This is a genomic window from Microcystis sp. M49636_WE2, from assembly GCF_030065375.1.
GTDB classification, from domain to species: Bacteria; Cyanobacteriota; Cyanobacteriia; order Cyanobacteriales; family Microcystaceae; genus Microcystis; species Microcystis aeruginosa_C.
Genome location: NZ_JASJFG010000032.1, coordinates 1 through 2,879, shown reverse-complemented (window position 1 = coordinate 2,879; position 2,879 = coordinate 1). Strand labels below are relative to the sequence as shown.

Annotated in this window: 2 protein-coding genes and 1 pseudogene; all 3 read left to right on the top strand. The window is 43.8% G+C overall.

Features of this window, described 5'->3' with window-relative positions; genetic code table 11:
- A pseudogene (locus tag PX484_RS00640) lies at nt 1-219 on the top strand (zinc ribbon domain-containing protein); the annotation flags it as partial.
- Nucleotides 220-645: 426 nt separating this feature from the next.
- Entirely contained in the window at nt 646-1,629 is a 984-nt protein-coding gene (locus tag PX484_RS00635; RefSeq protein WP_002752113.1) for an alpha-ketoacid dehydrogenase subunit beta, read from the top strand.
- Between the two features lie 26 nt (nt 1,630-1,655).
- Nucleotides 1,656-2,879 (top strand): protein translocase subunit SecD (gene secD / locus PX484_RS00630; protein WP_288102653.1); only part of this gene is annotated, 1,224 nt, incomplete at its 3' end.

Genomic DNA, 2,879 nt, shown 5'->3' with positions numbered 1-2,879 from the left:
TGTGGGCATATTGCCGAGAAAATACCGTTAAATGTTCGAGAGTGGGATTGTCCAGACTGTGGGACACACCATGACCGAGATATTAACGCTAGTAAAAATATTTTGGCCGCAGGGCTTGCGGTGTCAGTCTGTAGAGCGACCTGATGACCAGAACAGAGTAAATCTGGGGCGGCAGGTGCGAAAAATCCTTCGGGAAAGAAGCAGAAACTCAAATCGTGAGGTTTGGGAATCGCCGTCCGTTTTACGGCGGCGAGGATGTCAACAGCTTTAACGGTAGGGGATTGCTTGATCTTGATCTTAGTTCTTTGCCGGCCGATTGTCGGGAACTAGAATAGACTATTATCTATGAAGTAGGGAGGCACAATTATTTGTAGGAGCAGTAGCGTAACATGATTGGGCGTTGGGTTTCATGCTTCAACCGTTCGGCAAAAGCTCACGGCCGAAGCCCAACCTACGTCCTCCACCTACCTACTCCCTATCTACCCACTTCATAATTCATAATTCATAATTCATAATTCCCTCTCCCCATCTCCCCACTTCATAATTCATAATTAATAATTCATAATTCCCGCTCCTTCGGGCCAGAAAAGGGGTAAGATAATAAGTTTAGTGATAAGATGACCGAATTGTAAGCGGGGACTTGATATGGCAGAAACCCTATTATTTAATGCTTTGCGACAGGCGATCGATGAGGAAATGGGCCGCGACCAGACAGTATTTGTTTTAGGTGAAGATGTGGGTCATTACGGTGGTTCCTACAAAGTTACCAAAGATCTCTACAAAAAATATGGCGATTTAAGGGTTTTAGATACTCCCATCGCTGAAAATAGTTTTACGGGCATGGCAGTGGGGGCAGCCATGACGGGATTGCGTCCGATTATTGAAGGCATGAATATGGGTTTTCTTCTGCTTGCCTTTAACCAAATTGCCAACAATGCCGGGATGTTACGTTATACTTCCGGCGGTAATTTTAAAATCCCCATGGTTATCCGCGGTCCGGGGGGTGTGGGGAGACAATTAGGTGCGGAACATTCCCAACGTTTAGAGGCCTATTTTCACGCGGTACCCGGTCTAAAAATTGTCGCTTGTTCCACTCCCTATAATGCCAAAGGTTTATTAAAATCGGCGATTAGAGATAATAACCCCGTGCTTTTCTTTGAACACGTTCTTCTCTATAATCTCAAGGAAAATTTACCTGATACCGAGTATCTTTTACCCCTCGATAAAGCCGAAATCGTTCGCAAGGGAGAAGATATCACCATTCTCACCTATTCGCGGATGCGTCATCACTGTTTACAGGCATTAAAACAGTTAGAAAAAGATGGCTATGATCCGGAAATTATCGATTTAATTTCCCTAAAACCCTTTGATATGGAGACGATCGCCGCTTCGATTCGCAAGACTCACAGGGTGATTATCGTGGAAGAATGTATGAAAACGGCAGGAATTGCTTCCGAGTTAATTGCTTTAATTAACGAGCAGTTATTCGATGAATTAGATGCCCCCGTGTTAAGATTATCTTCCCAAGATATCCCCACACCTTATAACGGTAATCTAGAAAGATTGACGATTATTCAACCTAATCAAATTGTCGAAGCTGTCCAAAAAATGGTCGGTGATCGCATTTAAAAAATTCTCCTTTTGATACTGAAGTTATGCAGAGACAAAATTGGTTATTGTTACTGATCATCGGCCTGGTTGTTGCCTCGATCTTCGTCCTGATTAAGTTACCCCTACAGTTAGGTTTAGACTTGCGCGGTGGTAGTCAATTAACCATTCAGGTTAAACCCACTGAAACCGTCAAAACCATTCAACCTAATGATTTAAAAGCCGTACAAAATGTGATTGAAAATCGCGTTAATGCCCTCGGTGTTTCTGAATCATTAGTGCAGACTGTGGACAGTAAAAATCAGGTAATTGTGCAACTGCCCGGGGTTACAAATCCCAAAGAAGCTGAGAGAAACTTAAATGTTCAGGCCCAATTAGAATTTCGTCAGCAAAAACAAGGTACAGAAGGAGAATTCCGGGCTGAATATTCAATTTTTCAACAAAAAAAAGCGGAATTAGCCGCCCTCAAAGCCGAGAATAAACCCGAAAATGCCGCTAAAATTGCCGAACTAGAACAATCTCTGCAAAAATCTAAAGAGGCGATTTTAAATTTATTTGAATCGGTGGACTTAACTGGAAAAAATCTGCAAAATGCCACTATTAGTTCCACCCAAGGCACTAACTGGGAAGTGGCCATTACTTTCGACTCGGAAGGGGGCAGTAAATTTGCCGAACTAACTAAAGCGATCGCGGGTACTGGTCGCAGTATTGGGATTTTCCTTGATAATGAATTAATTAGCGCCCCTGTGGTTGATGTGCAGTTTGCCCAAACGGGAATTACAGGAGGCCGGGCCGTGATTACTGGTAATTTTACCGCCGAAACTGCCAACGATCTAGCGATTCAATTGCGCGGTGGCTCTCTACCTTTCCCCGTTAAAGTGGAAGAAATTCGCACCGTCGGGGCAACTTTAGGCCAGGATAGTATCCGTCGCAGTATCTACGCTGGTTTAGTGGGTTTACTGTTAGTTTTAATCTTCATGGCGGTTTATTACCGTTTACCCGGTATTATTGCCGATGTTTCCCTGATTATCTATACTATTCTTTCTCTGGGGGCTTTTGCCCTAGTGGGAGTCACCATGACGTTACCCGGTATTGCTGGATTTATCCTCAGTATCGGCATGGCAGTCGATGCAAATGTACTAATTTTTGAGCGTACCCGGGAGGAATTAAGGGCCGGAAAATCCCTATTTCGGGCAGTAGAGTCGGGATTTTATCGGGCTTTTTCCAGTATTCTTGATAGTAATGTCACTACTTTAATCGCCTGTGCTGCC

Coding starts and splice junctions, on each gene's coding strand:
- PX484_RS00635 (WP_002752113.1), top strand. CDS start 646: ATGGCAGAAACCCTATTATTTAATGCTTTGCGACAGGCGATCGATGAG.